General features: G+C 42.0%; 11 protein-coding genes. 2 read left to right on the top strand and 9 right to left on the bottom strand.

Annotated features, from left to right (window positions below; translation table 11 throughout):
- Positions 1 to 19 precede the first annotated feature (19 nt).
- Positions 20 to 1,048 (top strand): N-acetyl-gamma-glutamyl-phosphate reductase, encoded by a 1,029-nt coding sequence (gene argC, locus ABH008_RS18540; RefSeq protein ID WP_347987096.1) that lies wholly within the window; start codon positions 20 to 22, stop codon positions 1,046 to 1,048.
- 110 nt (positions 1,049 to 1,158) lie between these two features.
- Here the strand turns inward: argC and trmL are convergent, their stop codons facing one another.
- The 3 genes from trmL to secA form a co-directional block, all read right to left on the bottom strand.
- Positions 1,159 to 1,632 (bottom strand): tRNA (uridine(34)/cytosine(34)/5-carboxymethylaminomethyluridine(34)-2'-O)-methyltransferase TrmL, encoded by a 474-nt coding sequence (gene trmL, locus ABH008_RS18535; protein WP_347987095.1) that lies wholly within the window; start codon positions 1,630 to 1,632, stop codon positions 1,159 to 1,161.
- A gap of 255 nt (positions 1,633 to 1,887) precedes the next feature.
- The gene (locus ABH008_RS18530) at positions 1,888 to 4,395 is read right to left on the bottom strand and encodes a glycogen/starch/alpha-glucan phosphorylase (RefSeq protein ID WP_347987094.1); all 2,508 of its coding nucleotides are present in this window, start codon (positions 4,393 to 4,395) and stop codon (positions 1,888 to 1,890) included.
- Between the two features lie 233 nt (positions 4,396 to 4,628).
- Positions 4,629 to 7,364, bottom strand: coding sequence for a preprotein translocase subunit SecA (secA, locus tag ABH008_RS18525; RefSeq protein WP_347987093.1), 2,736 nt, complete (start codon positions 7,362 to 7,364; stop codon positions 4,629 to 4,631).
- A gap of 214 nt (positions 7,365 to 7,578) precedes the next feature.
- Between secA and trkA the strand changes: the two genes are divergently transcribed.
- Positions 7,579 to 8,934, top strand: a complete 1,356-nt coding sequence (gene trkA / locus ABH008_RS18520) for a Trk system potassium transporter TrkA (RefSeq protein WP_347987092.1) — start codon at positions 7,579 to 7,581, stop codon at positions 8,932 to 8,934.
- 201 nt (positions 8,935 to 9,135) lie between these two features.
- Here trkA and ABH008_RS18515 read toward each other — a convergent pair whose 3' ends face one another.
- The 6 genes from ABH008_RS18515 to pabC are packed head-to-tail and all read right to left on the bottom strand — an operon-like array spanning position 9,136 to position 13,740.
- Complete coding sequence (locus ABH008_RS18515) at positions 9,136 to 9,915, bottom strand: TatD family hydrolase (protein ID WP_347987091.1); 780 nt, start codon at positions 9,913 to 9,915, stop codon at positions 9,136 to 9,138.
- A gap of 23 nt (positions 9,916 to 9,938) precedes the next feature.
- Positions 9,939 to 10,289, bottom strand: coding sequence for a PilZ domain-containing protein (locus ABH008_RS18510; protein ID WP_347987090.1), 351 nt, complete (start codon positions 10,287 to 10,289; stop codon positions 9,939 to 9,941).
- Between the two features lie 4 nt (positions 10,290 to 10,293).
- Positions 10,294 to 11,310 carry a DNA polymerase III subunit delta' gene (locus ABH008_RS18505; RefSeq protein WP_347987089.1) on the bottom strand — a complete coding sequence of 339 codons (1,017 nt, stop codon included), beginning with the start codon at positions 11,308 to 11,310 and terminating at the stop codon, positions 10,294 to 10,296.
- Entirely contained in the window at positions 11,307 to 11,933 is a 627-nt protein-coding gene (gene tmk, locus ABH008_RS18500; protein ID WP_347987088.1) for a dTMP kinase, read from the bottom strand. The genes ABH008_RS18505 and tmk overlap by 4 nt, the downstream gene beginning before the upstream one ends.
- Complete coding sequence (mltG, locus tag ABH008_RS18495) at positions 11,930 to 12,919, bottom strand: endolytic transglycosylase MltG (protein WP_347987087.1); 990 nt, start codon at positions 12,917 to 12,919, stop codon at positions 11,930 to 11,932. The genes tmk and mltG overlap by 4 nt, the downstream gene beginning before the upstream one ends.
- Positions 12,916 to 13,740: an aminodeoxychorismate lyase gene (pabC, locus tag ABH008_RS18490; protein WP_347987086.1), complete on the bottom strand. Its 825-nt coding sequence runs from the start codon at positions 13,738 to 13,740 to the stop codon at positions 12,916 to 12,918. The genes mltG and pabC overlap by 4 nt, the downstream gene beginning before the upstream one ends.
- Positions 13,741 to 13,752: the final 12 nt, after the last annotated feature.

The raw sequence follows: 13,752 nt of genomic DNA, 5'->3' as shown, positions 1-13,752 counted from the left end.
TTAGAGAGATAAACAAAGAATGATACAGGCAGGCATTGTAGGTGGCACTGGGTATACCGGTGTGGAATTGCTGCGGATATTGGTGTTACATCCCAATGTGAAAGTGACGGTAGTCACTTCAAGAGCCGATGCAGGTCAGCGGGTAGATAAACTGTATCCCAGTTTACGAGGATTGTGCGATTTAGTGTTTACCCCACCAGAACTAAAGCAACTGTTGGAGTGTCAGGTGGTGTTTTTTGCAACACCCAATGGTACTGCGATGACTATGGCGGCAGATTTACTTAAATCGGGTGTAAAAGTTATCGATTTATCTGCCGATTTTAGAATTAAAAATGTAGTTGAATGGGAAAAGTGGTACGGCATGCCGCATGCTAGTCCCGATTTAATCGCTGAAGCTGTTTATGGTTTACCTGAAATTAATCGTGAGCAAATCAAACAAGCTAATTTGATAGCTTGTCCGGGGTGCTACCCAACAGCGGTGCAATTGGGCTTTTTACCTTTACTTAAACACGCAACTGTTAATTTAGATACGCTAATTGCCGACGTTAAATCCGGTACTAGTGGTGCAGGGCGTAAAGCAGAAATAGCGTCACTTCAAAGTGAAGCAGGGGAAAGCTTTAAAGCTTATGCGGTCACTGGACACAGACATTTGCCTGAAATCAGGCAAGGCTTACAAAATGTCGCTGGCCAACCGATAGGATTAACGTTTGTTCCGCATTTAACACCGATGATACGGGGTATTCATGCAACTCTCTATGCTCAATTGTCAGGCGATTTAGATTTGCAGGAATTGTTTGAGCAATACTATAACCACGAGCGCTTTGTCGATGTGCTACCCGTTGGTAGTCATGCTGATACCCGGAATGTTCGTGGCAGTAATCGTTGCCAGATTGCTGTACATCAACCCCAAGCTGGCAATACCGTCGTAATTTTATCCGTGATTGATAATTTGGTAAAAGGTGCATCTGGTCAGGCAGTACAAGCTCTAAACCTCATGTTTGCTTTGCCGGAAGCACAGGGGCTTGAAACAGTGGCTTTGTATCCTTAAACATATATACCGGCCCAAATCAGGCTATTATAAAAGAGTATAGATAATACGCTTTGCGTATGCACTCTCTGGAGATTTAGTAATTAGTGACCGTTAATCAATCAAAGTCACTAAAACTTGGGTAAAGCCCCTTGGAAATCCAATTGTCTCCAGGCTTCATAAAGCACAATGGATACGCAATTGGATAAATTAAGGCTACGGCTTTCTGCACGCATGGGTAAATATAATTTCAACTGCGGGGGAAGTTTATCTAAAAAGTCAGCAGGCAAACCGCGTGTTTCCGGGCCGAACAACAAGGCATCTCCTGCTTGATAGCGGATGTGGTGATAAGGTGTTTTACCTTTTGTCGTTAAGGCAAACAAGCGTTTGGGATTGGCTCTGTCTATATAATCAGTCAAAGCCGCATATTGTCTAATATTGACCCATTCGTGATAATCCAGTCCAGCGCGCCGTAAGCGTTTATCATCAAGGTCAAAACCCAGCGGTTGAATTAAATGTAGATGTGCGCCGCTATTGGCACATAAACGGATGATATTGCCGGTATTTGCGGGAATTTCCGGCTCGAACAAAACTATATCAAGCATAATAAGAGTATGAGAGGATTAGGTAAGCTGGTGCATGATTGAGTCGAAATAGTTGGTGTGTTGGATATTGGCTTAATCTCGCCACTCAGCTACCATTAAAAACGGTTTCTACAACATAAGCTGTCGCTTGTTCGTTTCACTATTAGAAACATAACCGTAATAAAACCGCTTAAGATAACTGACTGAAGTAGATACCAGTCAGTTATCCGGTGCTTGGTTTTTCGAAAAATACTTAAAATCAGCTTAAGTTACTACTTATTGATTTTTTTCAACATTAACCGGGGTAAGTTTCCATATTTCCTGGTTGTATTCGCTAATTGTCCGATCAGTAGAAAACTTACCGCTGGCTGCTGTATTCAGAATGCTCATTTTTGTCCAACGATCTTGATCTCTGTAAGCCTGCTCCACGCGTTTTTGGGCTTCAATATAGCTGCGGAAGTCGGCAATAGTCATCCAGGGGTCGTGCGGACTTTTAAGTGCCGCAATAATGTCATCAAAAATACCCGGTTCAAACTGATTAAAATGGCCGCATTCCAACAGACGCATAACATTTTGTAATTCAGAATCCTGATTAATGATGGCTTGAGGGTTGTAATGTTGATGCATGGCTTCAACTTCAGATTCGGTCAGGCCAAATAGGAAGAAATTTTCTTCTCCCGCTTCTTCACGAATTTCAATGTTGGCTCCGTCTAAGGTGCCAATGGTTAAAGCACCATTCATCATGAATTTCATGTTTCCGGTGCCAGAAGCCTCTTTGCCAGCAGTCGATATTTGTTCGGATAAATCAGCGCCAGGACAAATTTTTTCCATTGCAGAGACGCGATAGTTAGGCATAAATACCAGTCTAAGTTTGTCACCGATAGCCGGATCATTGTTAATGACGTTTGCTACGTTGTTGATCAGTTTGATGGATTTTTTTGCCATGGCATAACCAGGCGCGGCTTTGCCACCAATTAAAACACAGCGTGGTACCCAGTTTTTAGTTTCACCACGTTTGATACAGTCATATAGGTAGATAACATGCAAAACATTGAGAATTTGGCGCTTGTATTCATGAATACGTTTAACCTGAACATCAAATAATGCATCGACATTGATTTCAATGTCATGTTCGTCTTTTTTGTAATTGACTAGGCGTTGTTTGTTGGCACGTTTTAATTCAGCCCATTTTTTTCTGAATGTGGCATCTTCAGCAAACGGACGTAATTTAGCCAGAGCTGATAAATTAGTGATCCATTCATCACCAATAGTGGCTGTAATCAATTCTGCCAAATCAGGATTGCAGGCAGCTAACCAACGTCTTGGCGTAACGCCATTGGTTTTATTATTAAATTTGTAAGGCCACAATTCATAAAAATCTCTGAATAAACCTTCCTGCAGTAATTTTGAGTGTAATTCAGCAACGCCATTAACAGAAAAACTACCAACGATAGCCAGATATGCCATGCGTACTTTTTTATCACGACCTTCTTCAATGATAGACATACGTGCCATGCGATCATTATCACCAGGCCAGCGTGCTGATACTTCAGCCATGAAGTGAGCGTTAATGTCGAAAATAATTTCCATTAGGCGCGGTAACAGGTTTTCCATTAGACTTACAGACCATCTTTCCAAAGCCTCAGGTAACAAGGTGTGGTTGGTATAAGCCATGGTTTTACAGGTAATGGCCCAAGCATCTTTCCAGGCTAAACCGTGTAAGTCCAGCAGCAAGCGCATTAATTCGGCAACCGCAATGCTAGGGTGGGTATCATTCAATTGGAAGCAATTTTTTTCGGCAAAATGGGTGAAGTTGTTGCCGTGTCGACCTACCCAATTGGCTATGACGTCTTGTAAGCTGGCGGAAGCCAATAAATATTGTTGCTGTAAACGTAAGGCCTTACCATTTTCGTTGGCATCGTTGGGATAAAGCACCATGGTAATGTTTTCAGCTGTATTTTTTTGCGCTACAGCCTCTGCGTAATCACCTTCATTAAATTCCTGGAGATTGAACTCTTCGGTCGCGATTGCTTTCCAAAGCCGTAGAGTATTTACCGTACCGTTTTTATAACCAGGTACCGGGGTATCATAGGGCATGGCTAAAACATCGTGTGTATCCAGCCAAGTTGTTCTTTTGTTACCTTTTTCATCAATATGGCTTTGCGTTCTACCGCCAAATTTAACTCTAGCCATATATTCGGGTCTTTCTATCTCCCAAATATTGCCCATTCTTAACCAGTGATCAGGTAATTCTACTTGTTCACCATTAACTATCTGTTGAGTAAACATGCCGTATTCGTAACGCAGACCATAACCCGTTACCGGTAATTGCAAGGTGGCGCAGCTATCGATAAAACAAGCGGCTAAACGACCAAGGCCGCCATTTCCCAAACCTGCATCCACTTCGCTATCGACCAGTTCTTCAGCTTCTAATCCCAGATCGTATAAGGCGGCTTTAACAGCGTTATCAACGCCCAGATTTAACATGGCGTTACTTAATGAACGACCGATTAAAAACTCCATGGAAAGATAATAAGCACGCTTGCAATCCAAGTCTTTGTAAGTGTTGTACGTGTTTTTCCATCGCTCAACTAGGCGATCACTGATTGCCAGTGATAATGCTTCATAGGCGTAATGCGGTGATCGGCAATGTTCATCCCGTCCCAGTCTATGACTGTAATAGTGTTTGAAATCAGCGATAAAATGTTTTTTGTCTAGTCCGAGTTTAGGCAGTTTGGTAATATCGGACTTTGGTGTGCTTTTTCGAAAAACTCTATGGGGCATCGTTTTGTCCTCAAGTTTGGATTTAGTCGACTGGGAACTGGAAGCGATAATCAACTCCCAAATTACTAGTGCTTTAGATGCTGCTTACCTGTATAGACTCGTGTTTTACTATTTCTAACACACATACCCAAGATAGTACTTGGGTATGTGTGTTTATACATTAGATTGTTTGCTGCGGCTATGTTGGATTTAGACAGGCATTTCCTCTGTGCTTATTTCCTTCCTTTACGCGCTTATTCCAATCTGCCGTGGCATTGCTTATATTTTTTGCCGGATCCGCACGGGCAAATATCGTTACGCCCTATTTTTTCAGCGTTACGCACAAACGGTTGATCATTATTCGGTTGCGGAGTAGCAACAGGCGTTTGTTCCACTTCAAATGCAGAGTGCGCTTCAGCATGTTCAAAGTGCATTTCCTGAGGAGCCTGACGCTGTTCATCCAGTGCTTTTACATCTTCTTCTCTGGTAACTTGCACTTTAGCTAGTATGCCTACCACCTCTTGTTTGATATGGGTTAACAAGTCGCTAAACATGATAAAAGATTCTCGTTTATACTCTTGCTTAGGATCTTTTTGTGCATAACCACGGAAATGTATACCTTGACGCAACTGATCCATAGCCGCCAAATGTTCTTTCCAGCTATTGTCCAATACCTGTAACATGACAGATTTTTCAAAATGCCGCAACACGTCAGCACCAATGGCAGCTTCCTTGTTGTGACTTTCTTGAGCTGCTTTGTCAATAATGATTTGCCGAAGTTTAGGTTCGTTTAGACTGACATCCTGGTTTAACATATCCTGTAAGGGCAAGCTTAGGTTAAACTCTTGATGTAAATGTATTTCCAAACCGTGAATATCCCACTGTTCCTGCATAGTTTTAGCTGGAATGAAAGCGGTAATAACGTCATTAAGTACATCGTTACGAATTGCAGTAACAATATCACTAATATCTTCAGCAGCCATTAACTCATTACGTTGTGAGTAGATAACCTTGCGTTGATCATTGGCAACATCGTCATATGCCAGAATTTCTTTACGAATATCAAAGTTGCGATTCTCAACTTTACGTTGCGCACTTTCAATTGATCGAGTTACTAAGGGGTGTTCAATAGCTTCACCTTCTTGCATTCCCAGTTTTTGCATTAAACCCGCAACGCGCTCTGACGCAAAAATACGCATCAGATCATCTTGTAATGACAAATAGAATCGTGTAGAGCCTGGATCGCCCTGACGTCCAGACCGGCCTCTAAGCTGATTGTCTATACGTCTTGATTCATGGCGCTCTGCGCCAATAACATGTAAACCACCGCTTTGTAATACTTTTTCATGGCGTTCCTGCCAAGCATTGCGGACATTATTTTTTTCAGCGTCGCTAGCATCATCACCTAACAAGGCTAGCTCTGCAGACAAGCTGCCACCCAATACAATATCCGTACCACGACCTGCCATGTTGGTAGCAATAGTCACAGCGCCAGGCATACCCGCACGTTCTATAATATGCGCTTCGCGTTCGTGCTGTTTGGCGTTAAGTACTTCATGCTGAATATTTTGTTGTTTTAATAATCCGGAGATAAGTTCGGAGTTTTCAATTGAGCTGGTACCTACCAATACAGGTTGCTGACGTTTTACACAATCCTTGATGTCTTCAATCACTGCCTGATATTTTTCGCGAGCTGACAAAAATACCAAGTCACCCATGTCTTTACGTATCATTGGGCGGTGAGTAGGTATTACGACTACTTCCAGACCATAAATTTTATTGAGTTCGAAGGCTTCAGTATCAGCCGTACCTGTCATTCCAGACAGTTTTCTATAAAGACGGAAGTAATTCTGAAACGTGATAGATGCCAAGGTTTGATTTTCATTTTGTATCTGCACGTTTTCTTTAGCTTCAACCGCTTGATGCAAGCCTTCTGACCAGCGGCGTCCGGTCATCATCCGGCCGGTAAATTCGTCAACGATGATAATTTGATTATTTGCAACTACATAATCAACATCTTTTTGAAACAATACATGCGCACGTAATGAGGCACTCAAATAATGCATCAAGCGAATATTTGCAGCATCATAGAGTGTTGAGCCATCTGCTATCAAACCGTGTTCAGCCAATAAGCTTTCAACTCGCTCGTAACCCGCCTCTGTGAGATGAATTTGCCGAGACTTTTCATCAACTGCATAATCACCAGGCATTTTGTCTTGCAGATCAGGATCTTCCGATTTTTCCTGTTTTGTCAGATATGGAATGATTTGATTGGTGGTCAGATAAATTTCGGTGCTGCCTTCTGCCTGACCAGATATGATTAAAGGCGTTCGTGCCTCGTCAATCAGGATAGAATCCACTTCGTCTACAATCGCAAAGTTTAATTCGCGCTGAACTTTTTGGTCCAAATTAAATGCCATATTGTCGCGCAAATAATCGAAACCGAATTCATTGTTTGTTCCATAGGTAATGTCAGCCGCATAAGCAATTTTGCGTTGCTCGTGGCTGAGGTCGCTGACGATTACACCGGTGGTTAATCCCATGAAACCATAGAGCTTACCCATCCATTCTGCGTCACGTTTAGCCAAATAATCATTAACGGTAACCACGTGTACGCCATGGCCGGGCAGGGCGTTTAGATAGGCAGCCAAGGTAGCCATCAGGGTTTTACCTTCCCCGGTTTTCATTTCAGCTATTTTGCCACTATTTAAAACCATGCCGCCTATCATTTGCACATCGAAATGGCGCATCCCAAAAACTCGGGTAGATGCTTCACGGATGGCAGCAAAAGCTTCCGGTATTAAATTGTCAAGTTTTTCACCTTGGGCCAAACGTTCGCGAAATTCTTGCGTTTTGGCTTGTAAGGCATCATCGGATAATTGTTCATATTCTGCCGCCAAGGCATTAATTCTTTTAACCAATTTACGCTTTTTCTTGACCAGCCTGTCGTTACGGCTACCGACAATCAGTTTAACCAGCTTACCCAGCATGATATTTCCAGTGTGAGAGTGAATTCAAAGTATGTAATTATAAACGTTATGAGGTGTCTATGACCAGTAATCAAGCCATTGTTAATAGATAAGTTCAGATTTAACATGGACAAGCCAGCCTATCTGCGTATAATTTACAAAATTGCTGATTCGTCTTTTCAATGCATCAAGACACATTCCCATCCTGTAAAACCTTACCCTATCTGAGATTTTAATGAAAATAGTGATTCTCGGTGCCGGTGTTACCGGTTCTTCTGTAGCTGGCGCTTTAGCCAGTGAAGAAAACGATATAGTCGTAATCGATAAAAAGCCACATTTACTAACCGCGCTTAAAGCCCGGTTGGATATTGCTACTGTTGAAGGTAATGCGACTCATCCAACTATCCTTGAAAGTGCTGGTATAAAAGATGCTGATATGGTCATTGCGGTTACCGATCAGGATGAAACCAATATGCTGGCCTGTCATGTCATTAATACACTGTATAGCAAACCAAAAACTATAGCCAGAGTACGGGCTATTGATTTTCTTAACCACCCACAGTTATTCCAGCCAGGTGGAATTGATATTGTTATTAGTCCTGAACAATTGATAACAGAGTCTTTGCATAATCTGGTTAAATTCCCTGGTGCACTACATGTTTCCGAATTTGCAGATGGTTTAATTCGTCTATTTTCAATAAAAGTGGTTGCTACGGGCTTTTTAACGGGCAAAAGAATTCAAGTGGTAAAAGAAAAGCTGGCGGATGGAATGATTCGAGTGGCAGCCATATTCCGGGATGGAAAAGCCATTTCTGTAAATGGCGAAGCGGTGATAGCAACCGGGGACGAGGTGTTTTTTGTTTGTCCGCGCGATAAAGTGCGTAAAACATTGATAGACCTGCATAAGCTTGAAGCGCCCATCAAGACTGTCATGATTGCAGGCGGTGGACATGTCGGTAAGCGTTTAGCTATAGCTCTGGAGAAAAATTATCAAGTCAAAGTGATAGAATTAGACTTGGATCGCGCCAAAGATATTGCTAATGATCTCCGTAATACGCTGATTTTACATGGTGATTGTACGGATGAGGGTTTGCTGCAAGAAGAAATGATCGAAAATACTGATTTATTCTGCGCCATTACTAATAACGATGGTATCAATCTTATTTCTGCCGGGCTGGCAAAAAAACTGGGTGCCAAGCGCGCAATCTGTCTGGTTAACAATAATGCCTATCTTAAATTACTTGATGGTAGTGATATTGATTTAGCTATTCAGCCCAGACTGGAAACCTTAGGCGGTATCCTCAAGCATGTCAGAAAGGGTGATGTGGTTGGTGTGAGTTCGGTTTGTGGTGGCAGTGCAGAAGCCATAGAAGCTATTGCTCATCGCAGTAAAAATTCTAGCTCTGTGGTCGGTTTGCGGGTTGATCAAGTCAATCTGCCTGATGGCGTCATATTAGGGGCATTGATACGCGAAAAAGAAGTGTTGCCAGTGCATCACGATACAGTATTTGCAGAAGGTGATCATGTAGTGATGTTTGCCTTAAATAAAAAGCTGATTAAAGCGATCGAAGGCTATTTTCAACCTATTTAGGCTGTGTTGCTGTCGAATGGCTCCGCCGACTGTAGGCTAAGTTTCGCTTGCCATCGGTAATGCAGCGACAATTTGTCACATTTTCTTAGCATTAATAGTCTATTACACTATACCTTGGCTCATACATGCATCCCCTGTCTTTTTGGGGATTGAGTCCTTTCCTTCCTCATAATGCGGCCTCTCAGGCCGCATTTTTTTACGCTAAGCTTTAAGCCCAGGAAACAGGCTATAAAAATTAGCACTACTTTGTTTAGCAATTTCATCTACTGGCACTTGCCGTAATTCAGCTATATGCTCAGCTACATAGCGTACATAAGTAGGGTAATTTGGTTTACCTCGAAAAGGGACTGGTGCTAAGTAGGGGGAGTCAGTTTCTATTAGAAAGCGATCAGCCGATATTTTTTGAGCAACTTCTTTAATGGCAAGCGCATTTTTAAATGTAACAATGCCTGAAAACGAAATATAAAAATTTAAATCTATCGCTTTTTGCGCGTATTCCCAATCTTCTGTAAAGCAATGAATAATACCACCTACCTGATCAGCCCCTTCTTGTCTTAAAACATCTAAGGCATCCTGATCCGCATTGCGAGTATGGATAATCAAGGGTTTTTTTAAGTCTTTAGCGACTTGAATGTGATTTTTAAAACGTTGTTTTTGCCAGTCTAAATCACCTTTGCCATGAAAATAATCCAGACCGGTTTCACCGATGGCGATTACTTTCTGGTGTTCTGCCAAGACCAGTAATTCTTCGATACTGGGGTCGTGTCCATCAGTAACATTGGGGTGGACACCCACAGAAAGTGATATGTTAGGGTAGGGGAGTATTTGCTCGAATAATGCTGGGTAAGATTCCAGATCAATGGCTATGCACAACATATGTTGGATGCCTTGTTGTTCAGCATCCTGAACAAATTTAGCAAAATCATGTTCGTAGGGAGTAAGGTCAATACGATCAAGATGACAATGAGAATCTATATACATATATGAATAGGTTTGCCAATTTATTACATAGTATGAGTGGGACGCTCTGTTTCTAATGCGCCTGCCAAATAAGTTTCAATTTTATTGCGAGCTAGGCCGCCATCATGGTCGCTAAATTGTACGCCAATACCTGCAAGTCTATAACCTTCTGATCCTAAAGGTGTTTTCCATATAATTTTGCCGGCGATGGGTAGGCGTTCGGTTTCATCCAATAAGCTGAGTAACAGAAATACTTCTTCACCTAGTTCGTAATCGCGTTTGGTGGGAATAAACAAGCCGCCGTTTTTAATAAATGGCATATAGGCAGAATAGAGGGCGTTTTTCTCTTTGATGGTTAGTGACAAAATGCCTTGTCTGGAAATGTTTTCGGCCATAAGCTTAGCTTTTATTAAGTTGAAACCAGTCAATTAACAGGCGTTCAGTGACTAATTGCTTGTTAAGTTGTGTATTTACAAGTGCTTTGTTGTTCAAGAGTATGTCATAGTATTGATAAACTCGTTTTAATTCTAGGCGTTTCGCCAATGCTTGCAAGGATTTTTTAAAATCCGGATTACTGATATGCTTGCTGTCAACATCATGTGCAAGTTTTATAATGTCCATAATCCAACTACAGATCCAGTTTATAAGTGTTCCTAAATCAATAATGTCCGATTTTTGCCATTGTTCGGCCACCATTAATAGATTGGTTTTACCTTGAGCTATTTGTAACCAAATTTCAAAATAGGCGTTTCGATGTTGCATAAATCCACGTTCAGCATACTCTTTGGCTAATAAGGGTGATCCACTCGCCATAATTAACAAAGACTGATAAGGAGGCGCTACACCTTGTTGCTGCAACCAGTCTTCAGTGATCTGCGGTTTAGGAAGCGAGAAGTTGATAGTTTGGCAACGACTACGGATGGTAGCGGGTAATTTATAGGCTTGATCACTAATGAGTATGAAACAAGTGCGTTCATTAGGTTCTTCTAGGCACTTTAAGAAGGCATTTGCTGCCGCTGTGGTCAAGTTATCTGCGGGATGTAAAATCACCAGCCGATAAGTTTCATATTGTGGTTTTAAGGCCAGTTTTGCTATGAGTTGGCGGATTTTATCTATACCTATGGCTTTGCCAGGTTCGTCAGGTTCTATGACAAAATAGTCAGGATGCGTATTGGCTTTCAATAATTTACAACTAACGCATTCACCACAGGCGATTGTCGTATGTTTAATGGTTGCTGATAGTGGTGCGTGACAGAGTAAGCTTTGAGTATAGTATTCGGCCAATTGGCGTTTTCCCAGTCCCGTCGGGCCGGAAAATAATAAAGCTTGAGGTATGCGCTGTTGATCAATATAGCTCAATAGATGTGGCCAAATGACTTGTTGCCATGGAAAAATATCAACATTGTCTGTGCTCATATGGATAAAAACCGCTCAAGAATCTGATCGATTTTTATCTGAACCTCCTGTAAAGGTAAACAGGCATCTATGATTTGGTAACGCAGAGTGTCTTGTTGGGCGCGTTGCAAATATACAGTGCGTACACGTTCAAAAAATTCCAGTTGCTCAGTTTCAAATCTATCCAATTTGCCACGTCGTTTGGCTCGCTTTAAACCAACATCAGCTGGAGCATCTAGCAACAGAGTTAGATCGGGCTTTAAAGTACCCAGTATCGTTTGTTCCAGCCAGGCGATTATGTGCGTATCCATTTGACGTCCGCCACCTTGATAGGCATAAGTGGCGTCAATGAATCGATCACATAATACCCATTGTCCGTTTTGTAAGGCTGGGGCGATGACTTGCCGAATATGTTGAGCGCGCGCAGCAAATATCAATAGTAATTCAGCTGATTCACAGAGAGGTTCGTCTTGGTGATCCAGTAAAATGGCTCTGATTTTTTCTGCAAGTAGAGTGCCGCCGGGTTCGCGGGTAACAATATGCGGAATATGCTTGTCATGCAGAAAATGCTGAATGTATTCCAGGTTGGTGGTTTTACCGACGCCCTCGCCACCTTCTAAGCTGATAAATCGTCCAGGCTTCATCTTTGATATTGGTCAACAAATTTTTCGTGTTCCGCCAATGAAGCGGAAAATGCATGGCGACCATTTCCGCGGGACACAAAAAACAAAGTGTCACCGTCATCTGGATGCAGAGCCGCGTTAATAGCTTGTTTGCCTGGCATTGCAATAGGTGTGGGAGGTAGTCCTTCGATAATATAGGTATTGTAGGGGGTTGGTTCGCGTAAATCTTTGTGGCGGATATCCCCATGATAGTCATCCCCCATACCATAGATCACAGTAGGGTCAGTTTGTAACAACATGCCTTTTTTTAAACGTCGAGTAAAAACACCGGCTATTTGTTTACGTTCTTCAACCGCGGCTGTTTCTTTTTCGATGATAGATGCCAAAATCAAAGCTTGATAGGGATTCTCTAGAGGCAGTTCCTGCGCGCGTTTTTGCCATTCTTCATTAAGAACCGCTTGCATCTTATCATGTGCGCGTTTCAGCAATTCGGCATCGCTGGTATGTTTCTCAAAGAAATAGGTGTCTGGAAAAAATAAGCCTTCTGGGTGGTTTTTATCAGAGCCAATAGAACTCATCAGCTCTGTTAAATTCTGTTCCGAGAGGGTATGCTCTAAATTCGGATTGTTTTTAATGGCTTGAAAAATCTGTTTGAAAGACCAGCCTTCGGGAAAAGTAATGGAATATTGTCTGGTTTTGCCTTCGTTAAACTGTTTTAAAATATCCGCACAGGTTGAGCCTTTTGGTAAAACGTATTCACCTGCTTTGATCATGCGTGCCAGATTATTTCGGTAGGCAAATAATTTAAACCAGAAGGGATTGACGTTTATCTGTTGTGCATTTAGCTGCCGGGTAATAAAGTCAAAAGAGTCGCCTTTATTAATTTCAAATGTGGTGTCAGTTAGAACGACTGGTTTTTTTAAAATCAGGTGATTATGCATGCCGCCCCAAATTAATAGGAGTCCAAGTACCATTAATAAGGTAAAAGCAATAATGCTTCTGATCATGATGCTAACTCTATGCGTAAGGCATTAAACATGGCTTGCAGTTTTTTGGTTTGCGTGCCAATGCTAAAATGCGTTTGTTCAATCATTCGCACTGGACAGATACCTAAAATAGAGTTAGTGATAAAAATCTCGTCAGCCTGCCATAGTGCTGAACATTCAATTTCTTGTTCAAGTAATGGTATTTCATACTGTGTAGAAAATTCAATAACCATTTGCCTGACTATACCCGCAACGCCACAATTTGTCAGCTTTGGTGTATATAAAATCCCCTCTTTGCCAAGGAATACATTGCTCATGGTGCCTTCGATAACGAAATTATCATGGTCCAGCATTATACCCTCGGTTATTTCTTCATTCTGCCATTCTGCTCTGGCGAGAATTTGTTCCAGTCGATTTAAATGCTTTATACCCGCAAGGCTTTGATTAATGCCGAGGCGCTGTTTGCAAAGTCTGACAGCCACGCCGTCTGTATGAAATTGTTTTGGATAGTCTGGAAACGGATAAAGTGCAAATACTCGAGTGGGGCTTAGTTGTGCGGGTTGTCGATAACCACGTCCACCAGAGCCGCGAGTGACTATTAGTTTTAGCACAGCTCTTTGGGTTGAAGCAGACATTTGCTCTGCTTCTGCGATGAGCAGTTCCTGATCTGGTGCTGGAATAAGTAAGCGATGACAGCCATGATTGAGCCGTTTTAAATGTCTTTCCAGAAACAGTGGGCGGCCATTCAATACTTCGATGGTTTCAAATAAACCATCGCCGTATTGAAAACCCCTGTCAGCGATATCTATACTCTCGCTGCGTTCACCATTGACTAAATACATTTGTGACAACAG

The sequence above is a fragment of the Methylomonas sp. AM2-LC genome (assembly GCF_039904985.1).
In the GTDB taxonomy this organism is placed as follows: domain Bacteria; phylum Pseudomonadota; class Gammaproteobacteria; order Methylococcales; family Methylomonadaceae; genus Methylomonas.
This window is presented reverse-complemented; position numbering and strand designations above follow the sequence as displayed.

Coding starts and splice junctions, on each gene's coding strand:
- trmL (WP_347987095.1), bottom strand. CDS start 1,632: ATGCTTGATATAGTTTTGTTCGAGCCGGAAATTCCCGCAAATACCGGC.
- pabC (WP_347987086.1), bottom strand. CDS start 13,740: ATGTATTTAGTCAATGGTGAACGCAGCGAGAGTATAGATATCGCTGAC.
- secA (WP_347987093.1), bottom strand. CDS start 7,364: ATGCTGGGTAAGCTGGTTAAACTGATTGTCGGTAGCCGTAACGACAGG.
- ABH008_RS18515 (WP_347987091.1), bottom strand. CDS start 9,915: ATGTATATAGATTCTCATTGTCATCTTGATCGTATTGACCTTACTCCC.
- ABH008_RS18505 (WP_347987089.1), bottom strand. CDS start 11,310: ATGAGCACAGACAATGTTGATATTTTTCCATGGCAACAAGTCATTTGG.
- ABH008_RS18530 (WP_347987094.1), bottom strand. CDS start 4,395: ATGCCCCATAGAGTTTTTCGAAAAAGCACACCAAAGTCCGATATTACC.
- argC (WP_347987096.1), top strand. CDS start 20: ATGATACAGGCAGGCATTGTAGGTGGCACTGGGTATACCGGTGTGGAA.
- mltG (WP_347987087.1), bottom strand. CDS start 12,919: ATGATCAGAAGCATTATTGCTTTTACCTTATTAATGGTACTTGGACTC.
- trkA (WP_347987092.1), top strand. CDS start 7,579: ATGAAAATAGTGATTCTCGGTGCCGGTGTTACCGGTTCTTCTGTAGCT.
- tmk (WP_347987088.1), bottom strand. CDS start 11,933: ATGAAGCCTGGACGATTTATCAGCTTAGAAGGTGGCGAGGGCGTCGGT.
- ABH008_RS18510 (WP_347987090.1), bottom strand. CDS start 10,289: ATGGCCGAAAACATTTCCAGACAAGGCATTTTGTCACTAACCATCAAA.